At 67.5% G+C, this 18,402-nt stretch carries 18 protein-coding genes and 1 riboswitch; of the genes, 10 read left to right on the top strand and 8 right to left on the bottom strand.

Going from position 1 to position 18,402, the window contains the following annotated elements:
• Positions 1 to 3: 3 nt before the first annotated feature.
• The 4 genes from N825_RS27630 to N825_RS27615 all read left to right on the top strand — a co-directional run bounded on the left by N825_RS27630 (position 4) and on the right by N825_RS27615 (position 3,889).
• On the top strand, positions 4 to 1,536 hold the full coding sequence (locus N825_RS27630) for an ABC transporter ATP-binding protein (RefSeq protein WP_037459078.1): 1,533 nt from the start codon (positions 4 to 6) through the stop codon (positions 1,534 to 1,536).
• A 2-nt stretch (positions 1,537 to 1,538) separates the two neighbouring features.
• Positions 1,539 to 2,228, top strand: a complete 690-nt coding sequence (locus N825_RS27625; protein ID WP_198038920.1) for a cysteine hydrolase family protein — start codon at positions 1,539 to 1,541, stop codon at positions 2,226 to 2,228.
• A 72-nt stretch (positions 2,229 to 2,300) separates the two neighbouring features.
• Positions 2,301 to 2,618 (top strand): helix-turn-helix domain-containing protein, encoded by a 318-nt coding sequence (locus N825_RS27620; RefSeq protein ID WP_084165118.1) that lies wholly within the window; start codon positions 2,301 to 2,303, stop codon positions 2,616 to 2,618.
• On the top strand, positions 2,615 to 3,889 hold the full coding sequence (locus N825_RS27615) for a type II toxin-antitoxin system HipA family toxin (RefSeq protein WP_037459073.1): 1,275 nt from the start codon (positions 2,615 to 2,617) through the stop codon (positions 3,887 to 3,889). Before N825_RS27620 ends, N825_RS27615 begins: the two co-directional genes overlap by 4 nt.
• Positions 3,890 to 3,907: 18 nt before the next feature.
• On the opposite strand, the gene gcvPB is transcribed toward N825_RS27615, so the two are convergent.
• The 4 genes from gcvPB to gcvT form a co-directional block, all read right to left on the bottom strand.
• Positions 3,908 to 5,500, bottom strand: a complete 1,593-nt coding sequence (gene gcvPB / locus N825_RS27610) for an aminomethyl-transferring glycine dehydrogenase subunit GcvPB (protein WP_084165117.1) — start codon at positions 5,498 to 5,500, stop codon at positions 3,908 to 3,910.
• Positions 5,497 to 6,846, bottom strand: a complete 1,350-nt coding sequence (gene gcvPA, locus N825_RS27605) for an aminomethyl-transferring glycine dehydrogenase subunit GcvPA (RefSeq protein WP_037459072.1) — start codon at positions 6,844 to 6,846, stop codon at positions 5,497 to 5,499. Before gcvPA ends, gcvPB begins: the two co-directional genes overlap by 4 nt.
• Positions 6,846 to 7,223 carry a glycine cleavage system protein GcvH gene (gene gcvH / locus N825_RS27600; RefSeq protein ID WP_037459071.1) on the bottom strand — a complete coding sequence of 126 codons (378 nt, stop codon included), beginning with the start codon at positions 7,221 to 7,223 and terminating at the stop codon, positions 6,846 to 6,848. The genes gcvPA and gcvH overlap by 1 nt, the downstream gene beginning before the upstream one ends.
• Positions 7,224 to 7,296: 73 nt before the next feature.
• Positions 7,297 to 8,418: a glycine cleavage system aminomethyltransferase GcvT gene (gene gcvT / locus N825_RS27595; RefSeq protein ID WP_425423754.1), complete on the bottom strand. Its 1,122-nt coding sequence runs from the start codon at positions 8,416 to 8,418 to the stop codon at positions 7,297 to 7,299.
• Positions 8,419 to 8,587: 169 nt separating this feature from the next.
• A riboswitch (glycine riboswitch) is annotated at positions 8,588 to 8,687 on the bottom strand.
• Positions 8,688 to 8,939: 252 nt separating this feature from the next.
• On the opposite strand from gcvT, the gene N825_RS27590 reads away from it, so the two are divergent.
• Entirely contained in the window at positions 8,940 to 9,527 is a 588-nt protein-coding gene (locus N825_RS27590) for a DUF2889 domain-containing protein (protein WP_037459145.1), read from the top strand.
• Between the two features lie 52 nt (positions 9,528 to 9,579).
• On the opposite strand, the gene N825_RS37030 is transcribed toward N825_RS27590, so the two are convergent.
• The gene (locus N825_RS37030) at positions 9,580 to 10,017 is read right to left on the bottom strand and encodes a ribbon-helix-helix domain-containing protein (protein ID WP_051513299.1); all 438 of its coding nucleotides are present in this window, start codon (positions 10,015 to 10,017) and stop codon (positions 9,580 to 9,582) included.
• 244 nt (positions 10,018 to 10,261) lie between these two features.
• Positions 10,262 to 10,546 (bottom strand): BolA family protein, encoded by a 285-nt coding sequence (locus tag N825_RS27580; RefSeq protein ID WP_037459070.1) that lies wholly within the window; start codon positions 10,544 to 10,546, stop codon positions 10,262 to 10,264.
• Between the two features lie 100 nt (positions 10,547 to 10,646).
• On the opposite strand from N825_RS27580, the gene N825_RS27575 reads away from it, so the two are divergent.
• From N825_RS27575 to N825_RS27555, 5 genes are all read left to right on the top strand, one after another.
• Positions 10,647 to 11,645: a DMT family transporter gene (locus tag N825_RS27575; protein WP_245613251.1), complete on the top strand. Its 999-nt coding sequence runs from the start codon at positions 10,647 to 10,649 to the stop codon at positions 11,643 to 11,645.
• Between the two features lie 70 nt (positions 11,646 to 11,715).
• Positions 11,716 to 12,303 (top strand): J domain-containing protein, encoded by a 588-nt coding sequence (locus N825_RS27570; RefSeq protein ID WP_245613250.1) that lies wholly within the window; start codon positions 11,716 to 11,718, stop codon positions 12,301 to 12,303.
• A 131-nt stretch (positions 12,304 to 12,434) separates the two neighbouring features.
• The gene (cobS, locus tag N825_RS27565; RefSeq protein ID WP_425423753.1) at positions 12,435 to 13,418 is read left to right on the top strand and encodes a cobaltochelatase subunit CobS; all 984 of its coding nucleotides are present in this window, start codon (positions 12,435 to 12,437) and stop codon (positions 13,416 to 13,418) included.
• A gap of 71 nt (positions 13,419 to 13,489) precedes the next feature.
• Positions 13,490 to 15,379 carry a cobaltochelatase subunit CobT gene (gene cobT, locus N825_RS27560; RefSeq protein WP_037459065.1) on the top strand — a complete coding sequence of 630 codons (1,890 nt, stop codon included), beginning with the start codon at positions 13,490 to 13,492 and terminating at the stop codon, positions 15,377 to 15,379.
• 171 nt (positions 15,380 to 15,550) lie between these two features.
• Positions 15,551 to 16,579: a Fe(3+) ABC transporter substrate-binding protein gene (locus N825_RS27555; RefSeq protein ID WP_037459064.1), complete on the top strand. Its 1,029-nt coding sequence runs from the start codon at positions 15,551 to 15,553 to the stop codon at positions 16,577 to 16,579.
• 27 nt (positions 16,580 to 16,606) lie between these two features.
• Here N825_RS27555 and N825_RS27550 read toward each other — a convergent pair whose 3' ends face one another.
• Positions 16,607 to 17,899, bottom strand: coding sequence for a GGDEF domain-containing response regulator (locus N825_RS27550; RefSeq protein WP_051513298.1), 1,293 nt, complete (start codon positions 17,897 to 17,899; stop codon positions 16,607 to 16,609).
• Between the two features lie 17 nt (positions 17,900 to 17,916).
• The gene (locus tag N825_RS27545) at positions 17,917 to 18,357 is read right to left on the bottom strand and encodes a response regulator (RefSeq protein ID WP_281174385.1); all 441 of its coding nucleotides are present in this window, start codon (positions 18,355 to 18,357) and stop codon (positions 17,917 to 17,919) included.
• Positions 18,358 to 18,402 lie beyond the last annotated feature (45 nt).

Here is an 18,402-nt window from a genome sequence, read left to right as displayed (position 1 = left end):
GGCATGAGTTTCCTGAGAACCCATCCGAACGGCGCCCTGGGGTTGGAAGCCGTCGGCATGACAAAGCGCTTCGGCGGCATGGCCGCCCTGGACGACGTGACCTGCCGCGTCTCGGCCGGCACCTTCCACGCCCTGCTGGGCGAGAACGGCGCCGGCAAGAGCACGCTGGTCAAATGCGTCATGGGCTATTACCACGCCGACCAGGGCCAGATCGCGGTGGGCGAGCAGGAGCGCGCCATCGCCAACCCGAAGGACGCCCACGCGCTGGGTGTCGGCATGGTCTACCAGCACTTCACGCTGGTGCCCGGCATGACGGTGGCGGAAAACCTCGTGCTGTCGCGAACCCACGTGCCCGCCGTGGTCGATTGGGCGGCGGAGCGTAAGGCGCTGGAGGCCTTCATGGCCGGCATGCCGTTCCGGGTGCCGCTGACCGTGCCGGTCTCGGCCCTGGCGGCGGGCGAGAAGCAGAAGCTGGAGATCCTGAAGCAGCTCTACCTCAAGAACCGCTTCCTGATCCTGGACGAGCCGACCTCGGTCCTGACCCCCGGCGAGGCCGACGAGGTGCTGGGCCTGCTGCGCCGCATGACGCGGGAGGGCAAGCTGACGGTGCTGACCATCACCCACAAGTTCCGCGAGGTGATGGCCTATGCCGACGAGGTGACGGTGCTGCGCCGGGGCCGTTTCGCCGGGACCGGCAAGGTCGCCGACCTCACCCCCGCCGACATGGCGGAGATGATGATCGGCGCCAAGGAAATCCCCAAGGGAGCCTCCCGGCTTGCGACCCCGCTGGGCGAGCCGAGGATCGAGATCGCCGGGCTCAAGGCGCTGAACGACGGCGGCCTGGCGGCGGTCGAGGACCTGGACCTGACCGTCCGCGCCGGCGAGATCGTCGGCATCGCTGGCGTGTCGGGCAACGGCCAGCGCGAGTTGGTCGAGGTATTGGCGGGCCAGCGCCCGCCCGCCGCAGGCGAGATCAAGGTGTGTGGCGAGCGCTACGCCGCGACCCGCGCCGAGATGAAGCGCCACCGCCTGTGCCTGCTGCCGGAGGAGCCGCTGCGCAACGCCTGCGTCGCCCGCATGAGCGTCGCGGAGAACATGTCGTTCCGCACCTTCGACGATCCGCCAAACGCGCGCGGCGGCTGGTGGCTGAACGGCGCCGCCATGCGGGGTGCGGCGCGCGAACTGATCCAGCTCTACAAGGTCAAGACGCCCGGCCCGGACGCCCCCATCGGCACGCTGTCGGGCGGCAATGTCCAGCGCGCGGTGCTGGCCCGCGAGCTGGCGAGCGACGTGCGGGTGCTGATCGTCGCCAACCCGTGCTTCGGCCTGGACTTCGCCGCCGTGGCCGACATCCGCTCGCAGATCATGCAGGCCCGCAACCGGGGCGCCGCCGTGCTGCTGGTCAGCGAGGACCTGGACGAGCTGTTCGAACTGGCCGACCGCATCCTGGTGATGTTCGACGGCCATCTGGTCCACGAGACGCCGACCACCCAAGCCGATATCGGCGTGATCGGCCAGCACATGGCGGGGCATTGACGATGACCAATGGTTTGACGCTGCCGACCGCCCAGCCCTACCCCTTCACCTTCCCGCCCGAGCGTACCGCCCTCGTCATCATCGACATGCAGCGCGACTTCATCGAGCCCGGCGGCTTCGGCGAGGCGCTGGGCAACGACGTCGCTCCCCTGGCCGCCCTGGTTCCCCATGTCCGCCGCCTGCTCGACGGGTGCAGGGCAGCCGGTCTGACGATCATCCACACGCGGGAAGCCCACGAGCCCGACCTGTCCGACTGCCCTCCCGCCAAGCGCCTGCGCGGCGCTTCGGACCTCCGCATCGGCGACACCGGCCCGATGGGCCGCATCCTGGTCAAGGGCGAACCCGGCAACGCCATCGTCGACGCCCTGACCCCGCTGCCGGACGAGATCGTGATCGACAAGCCCGGCAAAGGCGCCTTTTACGCCACCCCGCTCAGCAAAATCCTGGCCGACCGCGGCATCACCCACCTGCTATTCGCCGGTGTCACCACGGAAGTCTGCGTCCAAACCACCATGCGCGAAGCCAACGACCGCGGCTTCGAATGCCTGCTGGTCGAGGACGCCACCGAAAGCTACTTCCCCGCCTTCAAGCAAGCGACCCTGGAGATGGTGCGAGCCCAAGGCGCCATCGTGGGCTGGACGGCCGCGGTGGATGAGGTGGTGGGGGCGTTGGCGTTCCAAAGATCGCCCTAGCAGGTCTCACCTAACGATAGCTTGAGACAGCGTTATAGCGCTCAATGCTCGTTCAAGCTATCATTACCTACCATGGCGACACCTCACACACCCACGCTCGGAGCGAAACGGGCCATTCACAGGATCGGTGCGGATCTGCGCCGGGCGCGTCTGCGTCGTCGCTTGACGATGGAGGTCGTGGCCGCGCGCGCGTTCATCTCGCGGGGGACGCTGGCGCGCGTGGAGCAAGGTGACCCCGCCGTGTCATTTGGCATCTACGCCTCGGTGATGCAGGCCTTGGGGCTGATCGGTTCGCTGGGCGATCTTCTGGCGGACGATCCGGTAGGCGCCGATTTGGAGGACGAGCACCTGCCAACACGCGTCCGGGCCAGCAAGGCACCGCCGCCATGAGCGGGATCGAGGTTCATGCCGACTTGGGCGGCGGCACCCACCGGGTTGGCACGCTGCGGATGACGGTCCGAGGCGGTCGTAACAGTGCCACCTTCATCTATCACGACACCTGGAGCGATGTCCGGGGCCACTTTTCCCTTGAGCCGGCCATCGCGGTCGGTACCGGGGTATTCACACCCGACAAGGGTCGCGAGATGTTCGCCTCCATAGGGGATTCCGCTCCCGACACGTGGGGACGCCGGTTGATGCGGCGGATGGAGCGGCGCATGGCGAAGCGCGAGAACAGGGTTGTGCGAACGCTCACCGAGGCCGACTACCTTTTGGGAGTGACCGACATCGCCCGGCTTGGAGCCTTGCGCTTCCGGCGGATGGATCAGGAGGAGTTTCAAGCTCCATTGAGCCAAGGCGGCGTGCCGCCGTTCGTCGAGTTGCCGCGCCTGCTATCGATCACCGGGCGCGTGCTGCGCGACGAGGAGACCGATGACGACCTGTCGCTGCTGTTCGCTCCCGGCTCCTCGCTGGGTGGCGCCCGGCCGAAGGCCTCGGTCGCGGATCGCGACGGCCATCTCGCCATCGCCAAGTTTCCAAAGGATGACGACGAATACTCCATCGGAACCTGGGAGGAGATCGCGCTGCGCCTAGCCGACAAAGCCGGCATCCGCACGGCGCCGCACCGCCTGGAGCGGATCGGTGGCAAGGCGGTGCTGGTGTCCCGCCGGTTCGACCGCGATCCTTCCGGTGACCGCATCCCGTTCCTGTCGGCGATGTCGATGATGGGCATGGTCGATGGGGAACAGGGCAGCTATCCCGAACTGGTCGAGATCCTGCGCACCCATGGATCCGGCGCCGACGGAGACGCCGCCGAGCTTTTCCGAAGGATGGTGTTCAACATCCTGATTTCCAACGTCGATGACCACCTGCGCAACCACGGCTTCCTCTGGTCCGGCGAGCCGGGCTGGCGGCTGTCACCCGCCTACGACCTGAACCCCGTTCCCGTGGACGTGAAGGCGCACATCCTCTCGACCAATATCAGTCTGGACGATGGCACTTGCTCGGTCGAACTGGCACGGGAGAACGCCGCTTATTTCGGGCTGGCACTGTCCGACGCCGACACGATCATCCGTGAGGTCGCGTCCACGACCTCGGAGTGGCGAGCGGTCGCCGCCTCCCTGGGCGTCAAGCCGTCGGAGATCGACCGCATGGAGACGTCGTTCGAGCATGAGCGTTCCCAGTTCGCGGCTAGAGCCGGGAACGCTTATCCCGTCGCGTAGGCCGAAGCCCCGGCCGTCCTACTCCGCCGCCTCGCGCTGCTCGACCTCCGGCACCCACCTCAGCACCGGCTTCCGCGCGGCGCCCGTCTCGTCCAGGCGGCGCCGCGGCGTCATCCTCGGCGCGCCGAGGAAGTGGTCGGCGTCGCCGGCCTTCGCGCGCTCGGCCAAGCCGCGCATCACGCGGATGAAGGCGTCCAGGCTCTGCTTGCTCTCGGTCTCGGTCGGCTCGATCAGGAAGGCGCCGTGGACGACCAGCGGGAAGTACATGGTCATCGGGTGATAGCCCTCGTCGATCATCGCCTTGGCGAAGTCGAGAGTCGTCACGCCGGTGCCCTTCAGGAAGCGGTCGTCGAACAGCGCCTCGTGCATGCACGGGCCCTCGAACGACGGCGTCATCACGTCCTTCAGGCTCGCCATCACGTAGTTGGCGTTGAGCACCGCGTCCGACGCCACCTGCCGCAGCCCGTCGGCGCCGTGGCTGAGGATGTAGGACAGCGCGCGGACGAACATGCCCATCTGGCCGTGGAAGCCCTTCAGCCGGCCGAACTCCTTGCCGGTCGAATCCTCGTCGGCGCCGTTCTCGACCAGCGAGAAGCCGTCCTTGCCATGGACGACATAGGGCAAGGGCACGAACTTCGCCAAGGCCTCCGACAGCACGACCGGGCCGCTGCCCGGACCGCCGCCGCCATGCGGCGTCGAGAAGGTCTTGTGCAGGTTGATGTGCATGGCGTCGATGCCGAGGTCGGCGGGGCGGACCCGGCCGACGATGGCGTTGAAGTTGGCGCCGTCGCAGTAGAAATAGGCGCCCGCCGCGTGGACCGCCTCGGCGATCTCGACGATGTCGCGCTCGAACAGCCCGCAGGTGTTCGGGTTGGTCAGCATGATCGCGGCGACGTCGTCGCCCAGCTTGGCCTTCAGCGCGCCGACATCGACCCGACCGGTCTCGTCAGCCGGGATCGCGTCCACGGTGAAACCGCAGGCCGCCGCCGTCGCGGGGTTGGTGCCGTGGGCGGATTCGGGAACCAGCACGCGGCGGCGCTGGCTGGTGCCGCCGTCGCGGTCCTCGATCGCGGCGCGGATCGACATCATGCCGCACAGCTCGCCATGGGCGCCGGCCGCCGGGGACATCGCCACGGCGGGCATGCCGGTCAGCGTCTTCAGCCAGTGGGCCAGCGTGTCGATCAGTTCCAGCGCGCCCTGGACCGTCCGCTCCGGCTGGAGCGGGTGGATGTCGCTGAAGCCGGGCAGCCGCGCCAGCTTCTCGTTCAGGCGCGGGTTGTGCTTCATGGTGCACGAGCCGAGCGGATACAGCCCGCTGTCGATAGCGAAGTTCTTCTGCGACAGCCGCGTGTAGTGCCGGATCACCTCCGGCTCGCTCAGGCCCGGCAGTCCGATCCGGCCGCGCTCGCGGACCTTGCCCAGCCTGCTCTTGACGACGGCCGGCTCGGGCAGGTCGACGCCGGTGGTGCCGGGGCTGTCCTGCTCGAAGATCAGCGGCTCCTCCAGCATCAGCGCGCGGTTGCCGCTGATCGTTCCAGCGGCGGCGGAGGCGGCGCTTCCACCCTCGACGCCCAGGGCGTCGATGTGGGTCTTGCGTCCCTGGGAGTTCATGACAGGACTTCCTTCAGGCCGGAGGCGAGCGCCTCCATGTCGGCGTCGGTGTTGGTCTCGGTCGCGGCCACCAACAGCAGATCGGCCAGCGCCTCGTCGCCCGGATACAGGCGTGAGACCGGGACGCCGCCCAGGATGCCGGCCTTGGCCAGCTTGTTGACGACCTTCGCCGCCGGCTTTTTCAAGCGGACGGTGAACTCGTTGAAGAAGCTGTCGCTGACGATCTCGACGCCCTTGAGCGCGTCGAGCCGGTCGGCCAGTTGGACCGCCTTGGCGTGGTTGATCCGCGCCAGCCGACCGAAGCCCTCCTCGCCCAGCAGGCTCATGTGGATGGTGAAGGCCAGCGCGCACAAACCGCTGTTGGTGCAGATGTTGCTGGTCGCCTTCTCGCGGCGGATGTGCTGCTCGCGGGTCGACAGCGTCAGCACCCAGCCGCGCCGCCCCTCGGCGTCCACCGTCTGGCCGGTCAGGCGGCCGGGCATGTGGCGGACATATTTGTCCCGGGTCGCGAACAGCCCGACATAGGGGCCGCCGAAGTTCAGCGCGTTGCCGATCGACTGGCCCTCGGCCACGACGATGTCGGCGCCCATCTCGCCCGGCGACGTCAGCAGGCCCAGCGAGACGACCTCGGCCACCGCGACGATCAGCAGCGCGCCCTTGGCGTGGACGGCCGCCGCCAGTTCGGTCAGGTCGCGCACCTGGCCGAAGAAGCCGGGATTCTGCACGACGACGCAGGAGGTCTTGTCGTCGACCAGCGCCGCCAAGTCCTCCCCACCCTCGGGATCGGCCGGGGCGGTCACGACCTCGAAGCCGTGGAACCGGGCGTTGGTCGCGGTCACGTCACGGTAGTGCGGATGCAGGCCGCCGGACAGCACGGCGCGCGACCGGCGCGTCGCCCGGTTGGCCATCATGACCGCCTCGGCGCAGGAGGTGGCGCCGTCATAGAGCGAGGCGTTCGCCACATCCATGCCGGTGATCAGCGCCACCTGGGTCTGGAACTCGAACAGGTATTGCAGCGTGCCCTGGGTGACCTCCGGCTGATACGGCGTATAGGAGGTCAGGAACTCGCCGCGCTGGATCAGGTGATCGACGGCGGCGGGCACGTGGTGGCGATAGGCGCCGGCGCCCAGGAAGCTCGGCACGCTGCCGGCGGCGACGTTCTTGGCCGCCATGGCCGCGACCATCCGCTCGACCTCCATCTCCCCGGCGTGCGGCGCCAAGCCGTCGATCGGGGAGGAGAGCCGGGCGGATTCCGGCACGTCGCGGAACAGGCTGTCGACCGAGGGCACGCCGATGGTGGCGAGCATCGACTTGCGGTCGGCCTCCGTCAGGGGCAGATACCGCATCAGTTCAGGCCCTCGCAGTATTCCTTGTAGGCGGCCTCGTCCATCAGGTCGTCCAGGTCGGACAGGTTCTCGATCCGCAGCTTGACGAACCAGCCCTCGCCCATCGGGTCGCGGTTGACCAGGGCCGGATCATCGGCCAGGGCCTCGTTGACCTCGACCACGTCGCCGGCGGCCGGGGCGTAGACCTCGCTCGCGGCCTTGACCGACTCGACCACTGCGGCTTCCTTGCCGGCGACGACGTTGCGGCCGACTTCCGGCAGCTCGACGAAGACCACGTCACCCAGCTGTTTCTGGGCGTATTCGGAGATGCCGACGGTGGCGACATCGCCGTCGATGCGGATCCACTCGTGGTCCTTGGTGAACTTGATGGTGCTCATGGCGGGTTTCCCGGAATTGAGGGCCTGAGGAGGAATGGGAAGCGATCGTTTGTCGACCTGACGGGCCGGGGGATCATCCCCGGTAATAACGCTGGGCGACGAAGGGCATCTCGACGACTTTGGCCGGCATCGGCTTGCCGCGCACCATCAGGTGGACCGGCGTGCCGGGCGCCGCCGCCTCGGTCGCGACGTAGCCCATCGCGATCGGGCCGTTGGCGCTGGGGCCGAAGCCGCCGCTGGTGACCTCGCCCAAGGGTGCGCCGGACGGATCGGTCACCTGGGTGTGCTCGCGGGCGGGCGCCTTGCCGTCCGGGCGGATGCCGACGCGGCGCCGGGTGGTGCCGTTCGCGAGCTGGCCCAGGATCACGTCGGCTCCGGGGAAACCGCCCTCGGCGCGGCGGCGCTTGCCGATCACCCAATTGAGGCCGGCCTCGACCGGCGTGGTGGTGGTGTCGATGTCGTGGCCGTACAGGCAGAGCCCGGCTTCCAGCCGCAGCGAGTCGCGGGCGCCCAGCCCGATCGGCTCGACGCCCTCCTCGGCCAGCAGCAGGCGCGCGGTGGTGTCGGCCAGCAGGTTGGGGATCGAGATCTCGTAGCCGTCCTCGCCGGTATAGCCGGAGCGGGTGATCAGCACGGGAACGCCGCGGAAGTCGGCCTCGATGATGCTCATGAACTTCATCGTCTCCGCCTGGGGCACGAAGCGGGCGAGCACCTCGGCCGCGCGCGGTCCCTGGAGCGCCAGCAGCGCCCGGTCGGCCAGATACTCGACCTCGACCCTGCCGGCCAGCCTCTCCCGCAGGTGCGCGATGTCGGCTTCCTTGCAGGCGGCGTTGACCACCAGGAACAGGTGGTCACCCCGATTGGAGATCATCAGGTCGTCCAGCACGCCGCCCTGCTCGTTGGTGAACAGGCTGTAGCGGGTCCGACCAAGCGCCAAGCCTTGGATGTCGCCGGGAACCAGCGTCTCCAGCGCGGCGGCCGCGTCGGGCCCGGTCAGGCGGACCTGACCCATGTGCGACACGTCGAACAGGCCGGCGGCCGTGCGGGTGTGCAGGTGTTCCTTGAGGATGCCGAGCGGGTATTGGACCGGCATGTCATAACCGGCGAAGGGCACCATCTTGGCGCCCAGCTCCACATGCAAGGCGTGCAGCGGTGTCGTCAGCAGGGGGGCGTCACCGCCAATTGTATCGCTCAAGGGCAAAATCCTTCGACAGAGTTCCATACCACGCGAACGGCGCGGTCACGGCCCCCTCTGTCGCGGACCTGAGAGATTCACCGGACCGCCGTTCGGCGTCTCCAGCTTACTCCTTCGGTGAGGCGTGTCCGAGTCGGATCGATCGACCGGCATCCTGCTTTCCAGAGCGCTTCCCTCTGCGGTCCCATTTGCCTGAGAGTTTCCGGGGGCGGTTGCTCCTTCGGCGCCACCGGGGCGACCGCCCCGGCGATCTCTCCCGCGAGAGGTCGTCAGCATGTTCGCATAAGCTAACCACCGCGGTGCGAAAGTCAACGCGCGTCTGTCTCCGCCCGTCCCATCAACGGCTTGGGTGACACGATGCCCCACCCCGCTGGCGCCGTTGGGCCCGCCGCCGATCCTGATGGCGGCCGCCTCACGGTCCTCGCGGTGGCGTGGATTGGGCAGCGAGCTTGACCCATCGCCGTGAGCGTCCGATATTCCGGTATAGCTTGTATTTCCAGCAATCCACCGCACAGGACCAGATGCCCCTTTCAACTCCCGTGTCACGCGCGAACATCCACACCCGCCGGGTGACCTGCCAGGGGTTCCGCCGATCCGACGGGCTGTGGGACATCGAGGGCCACATCACCGACGTCAAGAGCTACGCCTTCGCCAACGATCATCGCGGGCCGATCGAACCGGGCGACCCGATCCACGACATGTGGATCCGGCTGACCGTCGACGACGGGTTCACGGTCCGCGCGGTCGAGGCGGTGACCGACAAGAGCCCCTACGCGGTCTGCCCCGCGATCACGCCCAACTTCCAGCGTCTGGTCGGGCTGCGCATCCGCGCGGGCTGGACGCAGAAGGTCAAGGAGTTGCTGGGAGGGGTCGAGGGCTGCACCCATCTTGTCGAACTGCTGGGACCGGTCGCCACGACGGCGTTCCAGACGATCTACCCGATCCTGGCGCGCGACCGGAACAAGGATGCCGATGCTGGCGCCGGGAAGCCACCGGCGCAGGTCGTCCACAAACGCCCTCCCCTGCTTCTGAACACCTGCCACGCGTTCCGGAGCGACGGCGAGGTCACCCGGAAGCAGTGGCCGGAACATTACACGGGCGGCGACTGAAGCCATCGAGCCGCGCCCGCGAGCCCACGCGTTCGAGCCCACGCGACGGCGTCTATTCCTCGTTCGCCGGTGCCGGGGGGAAGGAGGTCGGGGCGAAAGGCGTCTGGACGAAAGGGTCGCCCTGGCCATGGGACACGCGATGGTGCCCCTCCTCCGTGGCCGCGGCGCGGAAATAGGCCAGCGCGAAGACCCGGATCGCCGCCGTCAAGGATGTGTTGGCATCCTTCCGCTCGTTGATCCGCGTGCAGAGCGAATGGATGCTCAACCGCTCGCGGTTGCAGATGTCATGCAGGGAATCCCACATGAACGGTTCCAACCGGCAACTGGTGCGATGCCCGGCGATCGTGACGTTGCGGCTGACCAGCGTGCTCTGCTTCAGGGCGGCGTCCAATCGGGATTGGGCCGCCGCCTGGTAATCCATATCACGGGTGTCGTCCGGTTTCCCGGTGACATCGGGCGCCGGGTCGGCGAGCGCCTGATCAGAATGCATGGGCTGATTTCCTCTTACTCGAACAAACGGGGGGCGCCACCGTCCGATCGACAGGGATCTCAAAAACCCATATCAGCCGAATGGTTGCGCGAGTGTGACTTTACGCACTTTTGAGGTAATTTCAACCATCGTCATATACCTTTTGGAAGATATTTGAGCGTTTTACTACCGCAGCGGTTGCCATCGTATGCCGATTTCTTGCCGCTGCCGGCGACTTGAACCGGGGATATTTCTCCTTCGCGTATCAGACATCCTCCGCGAGTGTCAGCGTCTTGAGGCTCAAGGCATGGACCCGCTCACGCAGTTCGTCCGCCACGATGTCGTAGACCTGCCGCTGGCGGGCGACCCTGGACTTGCCTTCGAAGGCGTCCGACACGATGATGATGTTGAAGTGCGTCTCGCCCTCGGCGCCGGCACCGGCATGGCCGGCGTGGCGCCGCGAATCATCCTCGATCTCCAGCCTGCTCGGCCGCAGGGCTTCGGTGAGCTTGGCGCGCATGCGCGTCGCGTATTCCGTAGCGTTGTCCATGGTGAAACCGCCTCGTTGATGAAGTTGCCGGAGCGGCCACCGGGGCCGCCGCCCGCGAAAGGTGATATCGTAACGTTCCCGCTGTCAAGGAAGCCCCTGAGTGTCCGATACCGGTTCCGCCCGGCCGCCATCGTCCCTGCCGTCGTCCCCCTCCTCCACACCCCCAAAAAACACCGCCCCAGCCACGGCCCCGGCCAGTGCCACCGTCACCACCCGGCGCGCCTACCTGCTGCTGGCGACCGTCATCATCCTGTGGGGCGTCAACTGGCCGGTGATGAAACTCGGCTTGGCCGACATACCGCCGATGACCTTCGCCCTGTCCCGCATGGTGCTGGGGGCGCTCTGCATGTTCGGCGTGGCGGCGGCGCGCGGCGGGATCAGGCTGCCGGACCGGCATGACCTGCCCATCGTGATCACGGTCGGGCTGCTCCAGATGGCGGCGTTCCTGGGACTGGTGACCGTGGCGCTGCAATTCGTGCCGGCCGGGCGATCGTCGATCCTGGCCTACACGACGGCGCTTTGGGTCGTGCCCGGCGCCGCGATCCTCCTGGGCGAGCGTTTGGGTGGCCGGAAACTGGTGGGTTTCCTGCTCGGCATGGCCGGCGTCGCGGTGATGTTCAATCCCGCCGCGTTCGATTGGACCGATCGGAACGTTTTGATCGGAAACGGTCTGCTGATGCTTGCGGCGATCCTGTGGGCCGCCCAGATCATACAGGTGCGTGGCCATGTCTGGCACGCGTCCCCCTTGCAGCTGGCTCCCTGGCAGTTCACCGTGGCGGCGGTGGCGCTTCTGCCGGTCGCGATCGTCATGGAATCCGGTGAATCGATCGATTGGACCGGCCAACTGGCCGCCGTCCTGTTCTACAATGGGCCGATCGCCACGGCCTTCGCCTTCTGGGCGGTGGTCACGGTCAACCGTGCCCTGCCCGCCATCACCACGTCGCTGGGCACGCTCGGCGTTCCGGTCACCGGCGTCATCGCCTCGACCGTGATGCTGGGCGAACCGGTGACACCCACCAACCTGACGGGACTGGCGCTGATCGTCGGAGGACTGGCCTGGCTGGCCCTCGGCGACCGCAAGGCGTCCCGCGCGCGATGAACGATCGCTGGCGGGATCGCTTGCCAGCGCGGCAACCTCTGACCATACTTTTCCGATGCACAAGAACCGTGTGAAGTACTCGACCCGATACTCCCAGGACGCGCCGCCCTCGGCGCGGTGCTGCGACATGCCGACCTGCGACGCCCATGGCGAGTACAGGGCGCCGAAGGCGCGCGAGCGGCTGAACGAGTATTTCTGGTTCTGCCTGGAACATGTGCGCGAGTACAACAAGGCGTGGGACTACTACGCCGGCATGTCCGAGCGCGAGATCGAGAGCCACGTGCGCAGCGACGTCACCTGGCAGCGTCCGACCTGGCCGATGGGATTCTGGCGCACCCGCGAGCGAACGATGCACGAGGAGGCGATGCGCCAATACGGCTTCCACGACGCCGGCGAGAGCCCTGGCGACCGTCGTGGCGCTGGAGCCGGAGCCAAGGCCAATCCCTTCCGCACTCCCGAGGAGGAGGCGCTGGCGGAACTGGACCTGGAGCCGCCGGTGGACTTCGCCCGGATCAAGGCCAGATACCGTGAATTGGCCAAGATCCACCATCCGGACATCAACGGTGGCGACAAAACCGCGGAAGAGACGCTAAAACGGATCAATCGCGCCTACGCGCTGTTGAAGGCCAGTCATTTCGGCGCCACCGCCGGGCCATGACACCGTCCTTCGACACGCCGCCCGCCTTCTCGAAACCGCCCACCCGAAATCGGTTGCCCGCAACCACCCGCCAAACCGACCGCCCGTCCCACTGAATGAATGAAGCGACAGACACCATGGCCTCCGAAACGATGAATCAGTCAGCGCCGACCGGCTCGCTCCCGGACATCAAGGTCTCCGTCCGGCAGACCTTCGGCCTCGACAGCGACATGCAGGTTCCGGCCTTCAGCGCCGTTTCCGAGCATGTGCCAGACGTGGACGAAGCCTACCGGTTCGACCACGACACCACCCTCGCGATCCTGGCGGGCTTCGCCTACAACAGGCGCGTCATGGTCCAGGGCTACCACGGCACCGGCAAGTCGACCCACATCGAACAGGTCGCGGCCCGGCTCAACTGGCCCTGCATCCGGATCAACCTGGACAGCCACATCAGCCGGATCGACCTGATCGGCAAGGACGCCATCGTGCTGCGCGACGGCATGCAGGTGACCGAGTACCGCGAGGGCATCCTGCCCTGGGCGCTGCAGCACCCCTGCGCGATCGTGTTCGACGAGTACGACGCCGGCCGGCCCGACGTGATGTTCGTGATCCAGCGCGTGCTGGAGGTCGAGGGCAAGCTGACCCTGCTCGACCAGAACCGCGTGATCCGGCCACACCCGGCGTTCCGCCTGTTCGCCACCGCCAACACGGTCGGCCTGGGCGACACCACCGGCCTGTACCACGGCACGCAGCAGATCAACCAGGGTCAGATGGACCGCTGGAACATCGTCGCGACGCTCAACTACCTGCCGCACGACGACGAGGTCAGGATCGTCTCGTCCAAGGTCCAGGGCTACGACGACGACAAGGGCCGCCAGCAGATCGCGTCGATGGTCCAACTCGCCGACCTGACGCGCTCGGGCTTCATGTCGGGCGACATCTCCACCGTCATGTCGCCGCGCACCGTCATCACCTGGGCGGAGAACGCCAAGATCTTCAACGACATTCCGTTCGCGTTCCGGATCACCTTCCTGAACAAGTGCGACGAGGTGGAGCGGTCGACAGTGGCGGAATACTACCAGCGCTGCTTCGGCACCGAGCTTCCCGAGACCGGAGTGCGCGCCAATCTGGCGTGAGGCTCCCGCCCCCGGAAACGACGCCTCACGGCCCGCGATCCCCTGAAGCCCGCAACCCTTTGAAGATAGATATGTCCGACAAAGAAAACCCCGTGGAGATCTTCAAGCGCGCCACGTCGGCCGCCATCCGGGCCATCGCGGAGCGGAACGATCTCCAGATCGGCTTCAGCGGCGAGCCGCCGGGCGTGGCCGGGACGCGGGTGCGGGTTCCGATGCCGGCGCGCGACCTCAACCCCCGCGACGTGGCGACCCTGCGCGGTGCCGCCGACGCGGTGGCGTTGCGCCTGCGCCACCACGACAACGGCATCCACACCCAGCGGATGCCGACCGGGGACACCGCCCGCGCCGCGTTCGAGGCGCTGGAGCAGGCGCGCTGCGAGGCGCTGGGCTGCCGCGCCATGCCGGGTGTCGCGGCCAACCTGGGAGCGGCGCTGGACGAGCGGTACCGCCGCCAGGGCTTCGAGCGGATGACCGAGCGCGACCAGGCCCCCCTGTCCGAGGTGATGCGGCTGCTGGCGCGCGAGGCCCTGACGGGAGCCCCGCCGCCCGCCACCGCGCAGGCGGCGGTCGATCTGTGGCGGCCCTGGGTCGAGGAGCGGATCGGCACGGAGATGAACGATCTGGCGGCACTCCTGGACAATCAGGACGGCTATGCCCGCGAGGTCCGCAAGCTGCTGTCCCACCTGGACATGGAGGTCGGCGGCGAGCCGGAGGCCACCGAGGAGGACGACGAGGACGAACAGAACGGCGATCAGGACGAGAACGAACCGAACGACGGGCAGTCGCGCGGCGGCGAGGACTCGACCAGCCAGACCGAGAGCATGACCCAACCCGACACCCGCGAGGTCGACCAGGACGACGGCGGCGAGGGTACCGACCAGATGGACGGGGAGATGGCCGAGGGCGGCGGGTCCGAGGAACCGGGCTCGCCTGGCCAGCCCTGGCGCCCGGACCGCGACCGGCGCAACGAGATCGATCCCGACGCCTACAAGTCGTTCACCTTGGAATTCGACGAGGTGGTCGAGGCCGACGACCTATGCGACCCGGACGAGCTGACCCGGCTGCGGGCGCTGCTCGACCAGCAGCTCCAGCACCTGCAGGGCGTCATCTCCCGGCTGGCGAACCGGCTTCAGCGCCGCCTGCTGGCCAAGCAGACCCGCGCCTGGGAGTTCGACCTGGACGACGGCCTGCTGGACGCCGCCCGGCTCAGCCGCGTCGTGGTCAATCCCGTGCTGCCGCTGTCGTTCAAGCGCGAGAAGGAGACCGACTTCCGCGACACCGTGGTCGGGCTGCTGATCGACAACTCGGGTTCCATGCGGGGCCGGCCGATCACGATCGCCGCGATGAGCGCCGACATCCTGGCCCGCACGCTGGAGCGCTGCGCCGTCAAGGTCGAGATCCTGGGCTTCACCACCCGCGCCTGGAAGGGCGGCCAGTCGCGCGAGCGGTGGATCAGCCGGGGCAAGCCCGCCAATCCGGGCCGCCTCAACGACCTGCGCCACATCGTCTACAAGAACGCCGACGCGCCGTGGCGCCGGGCCCGCAAGAATCTGGGCCTGATGCTGCGCGAGGGCATCCTGAAGGAGAACATCGACGGCGAGGCGCTGCTCTGGGCGCATAACCGGCTGATGGCCCGGCCCGAGCAGCGGCGCATCCTGATGGTGATCTCCGACGGGGCGCCGGTCGACGACTCCACGCTGTCGGTCAACTCCGGCAACTACCTGGAGCGTCACCTGCGGCAGGTGATCGAGACGATCGAGACGCGCTCGCCGGTGGAGCTGGTCGCGATCGGCATCGGCCACGACGTCACCCGCTATTACCGGCGCGCCGTGACCATCGTCGACGCCGAACAGCTGGGCGGCACCATGATGGAGAAGCTGGCCGAGCTGTTCGACGAGGACAGCCGGGCTCCGGCGTCGGGCAACCGTCGGGGCAACGCCGGACGCCGCCGGGCCGGTTGAGGCGGCGGCCTCGATTGGTTTGGCATTGGGTGTTGGCATGGGGCGCGGCCATGGGCCGCGTCTTATCTCTGCAAATGCTTCTCAAGCTCACTTGACAGGCCACCCCTTGGCCCAACATGGTGCCGCGATTGCGAACGCATCTCAATCTTGCCTGCCTGTTGAGGGGACCCGATGAACATTTTCGCACGCGGCTCGCTTGCCGCCACATTCGGCGCCGTCATGCTGGGCACCGCCTTCGGCGCTTTGGCGGCTGACGTCAACGTCTACTCGTCACGCCATTACGACACCGACAAGGCGTTGTACTCGAACTTCACCCAGCAGACCGGCATCAAGGTCAACATCATCGAAGGCCGCGACGACGAGCTGATCGAGCGCATCCGGACCGAAGGCTCCAACAGCCCCGCCGACATCCTGGTCACGGTCGACGCCGGCCGGTTGTGGCGCGCCCAAGAGGCCGACATTCTCCAGCCGACCAAGTCGAAGATCCTGGAGGAGACCGTCCCGGCACACCTGCGGGAGCCGAACGGCCTCTGGTTCGGCCTGACCAAGCGCGCGCGGGTCATCATCTACAACAAGGCGGCGGTCAAGCCGTCCGAGCTGTCGACCTACGAGGATCTGGCCGATCCCAAGTGGAAGGGCCGCGTGCTGATCCGCTCCTCGACCAACGTCTACAACCAGTCGCTGGCCGGCTCCATCCTGGCCGCCGATGGCGAGAAGGCGACCGAGGATTGGGCGCGCGGCGTCGTGGCCAACCTCGCCCGCCCGCCCCAGGGCGGTGACAGCGACCAGATCAAGGCCGTCGCCGCCGGCGAAGGCGACATCGCGGTCAGCAACACCTATTATTTCGGCCGCATCGCCGGATCGTCCAAGCCGGAAGACAAGGCCGTGGCCGAGAAGGTCGGCGTCTTCTTCCCCAACCAGAACAACCGGGGCACCCACGTCAACATCAGCGGCGCCGGCATCCTGAAGAACGCGCCGAACCGCGAGAACGCGGTCAAGTTCCTGGAATACCTGGTCAGCCCGCCCGCCCAGAAGATCTTCGCCGAGGGCAACTACGAGTATCCCGTGTCGAAGCAGGCCGAGATCTCGCCGGTGATCGCCTCGTGGGGCACCTTCAAGGAGGACGAGTTGAACGCCTCCGTCTTCGGCAAGAACAACGAGGAAGCCCTCAAGATCATGGATCGCGCCGGCTGGAAGTGATCTGGAGACGGTGACCGGGAGGCGTGCTCAGGCCGCCATCACGCTGCGGTCGCGTCCCCTCGCCTTGGCTTGGTACAGGGCGTGGTCGGCGCGGCCAAGGGCCTGCTCGATGCTGATGTCGTCGTCCCGGCAGCCAGAGACACCCATGCTCACGGTCAGGCTGAAACTGGTGCCCTCCACCTCCACCACCCGGGCGGCGATGGTGTGACGGACCCGCTCGGCGATCTGGAAAGCGGCCTCGGCGGTGGCCCCGGTCAGCAGTAGCGCGAACTCCTCGCCTCCCAGCCGGCCGATCAGGTCGGTGTCGCGCAGCTGGCCGCCGCACTCCTCGACCAGCAATGTCAGCGCGGTATCGCCGGCGGCGTGGCCGTGGCGGTCGTTGACCCGCTTGAAGTGATCGACATCGAGCATGACCAGCGACACGGCATCGCCATACCGGCGCATGCGCGCCAGCTCCAAATCGGCGCGCTCCATGAAAGCGCGTCGGTTGGCCGCTCCAGTCAGGGGGTCCGTGGTGGCCAGCCGGTGCAATTCCTCCTCCGCCCGCCTGCGGTCGGTGATGTCCCGCACCACGGCGGTGAACAGCCGGCCATCCGGTGAGGCGAAGTGCGAGATCGAAACCTCGGCCGCGAACTCGGTTCCATCGCGGCGCAGCCCCGTCACGGTCGGACGTTCGGTCATCGGGCGGGAACTGTCCCGCGCCGCCGCGAAGGCTTCCATTTGTCGGCCGTGGTGGGGGCGCGCCGCGGTCGGCAGCAGCAGGTCGATCGGCTGGCCCAGGATCTCGTCCGCCCGGTAGCCGAACAGGCGTTCGGCGGCGGGATTGAACATCGAGATCCGGTGATCGCCGTCGATCACGACGATCCCATCATGCGCCAGCTCGATGATCCCTTTCAAACGCTCCTCCGACAGGCGGACGCGCTCCTCCAAGGCCAGCCGAGTGATCGCGTAGAGGATCGCGCGGCGGATCGTGCCGCCCTCGAACTGGCCCTTGACCAGAAAGTCCTGGGCACCGGCCTCCACGGCGGCCACCGCGAAATCGACGTCGTCCAATCCGGTCAGGACGATCAGGGGCAGCCGGGGCGCCTGGGCGCGGATGCTGCTGATGGTGCCGAACCCTCGGCTGTCCGGCAACGAAAGGTCGAGTAAGACCACGTCGCAGGTGCCTTCGGCGAGCCGCTCCCCGGCGGCCCTCAAGGAGTCCACATGGTCGATGACGAACCTGCCGGCATCCTCGTCGCGCAACAGTTCGCGCACGAGCCGGGCGTCGCCGGGATTGTCCTCGACCAGGAGGACCCGTATGGGCGGGGGTTCGGACATGCCGCGTCCCGGAAACCTCAAGCGCCGGGCAAGCGGACGGCGGTGAGCCAGAAGTCCTTCAGCAGGGTGATCATCTTGATGAACTCATCCAGCTCGACCGGTTTGGTCAGGAAGCAGTTGGCATGCCGGCTATAGGCCCGCCGCACGTCGGAATGCACGTCGGAGGTGGTCAGGATGATCACGGGCAGCGTCGCCAGGGCATCATCGGCGCGGATTTCCTCCAGCACCTCCCAACCGTCCTTCCGCGGCATGTTGAGATCCAGCAGCAGCAGATCGGGCCGCGGCTTGTTCTCGAACGGAGGTTCTTGGCGCAGGAACGCCATGGCCTCCACGCCGTCCTCGACGTGGTGGAGGACGGCGTGGAACCTGCCCTCCTTCATGACCTCCGCGACCAGCCGCGCGTCGGCGGGGTTGTCTTCGACCAGAAGGATGTTCAAGCCCTGGGAAAGGTCGCGCACGCTGGGAACATCCATCCGTTCGAGAAAAAGAGGTAAGCCCTTATG

The organism is Skermanella stibiiresistens SB22 (assembly GCF_000576635.1).
Classification (GTDB): Bacteria; Pseudomonadota; Alphaproteobacteria; order Azospirillales; family Azospirillaceae; genus Skermanella; species Skermanella stibiiresistens.
The sequence above is the reverse complement of the archived record's forward strand: the minus strand, read 5'-3'. Positions and strand labels throughout refer to the sequence as shown.